General features: G+C 54.4%; 3 protein-coding genes. 2 read left to right on the forward strand and 1 reads right to left on the reverse strand.

The features are described 5' to 3' along the window. Positions 1–77 precede the first annotated feature (77 nt). Both AC2VLY_RS09750 and AC2VLY_RS09755 read left to right on the forward strand, forming a co-directional pair. Positions 78–440, forward strand: a complete 363-nt coding sequence (locus AC2VLY_RS09750; protein ID WP_193651132.1) for a hypothetical protein — start codon at positions 78–80, stop codon at positions 438–440. Continuing rightward, positions 440–1087 carry a VTT domain-containing protein gene (locus AC2VLY_RS09755; protein ID WP_486892565.1) on the forward strand — a complete coding sequence of 216 codons (648 nt, stop codon included), beginning with the start codon at positions 440–442 and terminating at the stop codon, positions 1085–1087. The genes AC2VLY_RS09750 and AC2VLY_RS09755 overlap by 1 nt, the downstream gene beginning before the upstream one ends. A gap of 40 nt (positions 1088–1127) precedes the next feature. Here AC2VLY_RS09755 and AC2VLY_RS09760 read toward each other — a convergent pair. Further along, positions 1128–1554 (reverse strand): gamma-glutamyl-gamma-aminobutyrate hydrolase family protein (locus AC2VLY_RS09760; RefSeq protein WP_486922180.1); only part of this gene is annotated, 427 nt, incomplete at its 5' end.

Here is a 1554-nt window from a genome sequence, read left to right on the forward strand (position 1 = left end):
GTTCGCGAGCTGGCCCTGATGACCGAAAAGCGCAAACCCCCGGTATTTTCCCTGAAAGTCGATACGGGTAGTGACGTATGAACAGTCGTGAGCGTCAGTTCCTGAAAGTGATGCGCAAGCTGGATGCTGCCGGGCAGGAACAGGTGGTGGCTTTTGCCGAGTTTCTGCGCAGTCGCCAGAAGCCTGAAGCGCCGCAGGAAAAAGTGATTGAAAAGCCCAACCTGTTGCCTGCCCGCGAAGGCGAAAGCGTGGTAGGGGCCATCAAGCGGCTGCGGGAGAGTTACAGCATGCTGGATGCCAAGGAAATGCTCAATGATACATCCAGCCTGATGTCCAGGCATGTCATGGGCGGAATAGAGGCAGAAACGGTGATTGCCGAAATGGAAGTCATGTTTGAGCGCCACTATCAACGCTATTGCGGAGTTTCGGAAGACAGCTGATGTCGGATGTTCATCACTTGCTGCAGATGCTTCTGCACTTTGATCATTACCTGCTTTTGTTTTTGCAGGAATACGGGGCTTGGGTGTATGCCCTGCTCTTTCTGATTCTGTTTGCAGAAACCGGGCTGGTCATCATGCCCATTCTTCCCGGGGATTCCATGCTTTTTGTGTGTGGCACCCTGGCTGGAATTGGTGCCATGAGCGCACCCTGGCTACTGTTTTTGCTGGTGACAGCGGCGGTACTGGGAGATGCAGTCAATTACTGGGTGGGCAAGCGCTGGGGTGTGCATCTGTTTGGCGGTAAGCTGCTGAACATCCGCCATCTGGAAACCACCCAGCGTTTTTATGCCCGGCATGGCGGGAAAACAGTAGTCATCGCCAGGCTGCTGCCCATTATCCGCACCTTTGCACCCTTTGTCGCCGGTATTGCCGCCATGCCTTATCGGCGTTTTGTCATCTTTAATCTGACCGGGGCATTTCTCTGGGTGGGCGGACTGCTCGGTGCCGGCTATTTTCTGGGTAGCTTCACCTGGGTAAAAACCCATCTGAACCTGGTTTTGATCGCCATCATTGTGATTTCCCTGTTGCCAGCGGGTTTTGCCTGGTTACAACAGCGTCTGCAGCCCGCCGGCAATCCTGCACCCTGAATCTGTGTAAAGTTCGGCTGAAGCCTGCAGGATTAACCGTTCAGCTCTTGTTTTCCTGTCGTTCGATGGTCCGCACAATGCGGCGCTCGGCACGCTTCACCAGCCAGTTGAAAAGCGCTTGCTGATGGGGATCACCAGCGGCAGTATGTTCAGGGTGCCACTGTACGGCGAAAATATCCGGGTTGTCGGGCATGTCCACGGCCTCAATCACGCCATCTTCGGCGATGGCGTTGATGCGCAGGGACGGGGCCATGTTGGCAATGGCCTGATGATGCCAGGAGGAAATTTCCAGGGTTTCCCGACGAACAATGCTGCCCAAAAGAGTATCCGGCAGGACAATGACTTCATGCATGATGGGATCCCCGTCATTGTTGCGATGACAAATGCGGGTACCAATATTTTTGGGTAAATCCTGCAGGAGGTCACCCCCCAACGCGACATTGATGATTTGCAGGCCGCGACAAATA

The organism is Acidithiobacillus sp. TH-A36 (assembly GCF_057473445.1).

Excerpts from the sequence above, each read along its gene's own strand:
- AC2VLY_RS09755 (WP_486892565.1), top strand. The coding sequence starts at position 440 with ATGTCGGATGTTCATCACTTGCTGCAGATGCTTCTGCACTTTGATCAT.
- AC2VLY_RS09750 (WP_193651132.1), top strand. The coding sequence starts at position 78 with ATGAACAGTCGTGAGCGTCAGTTCCTGAAAGTGATGCGCAAGCTGGAT.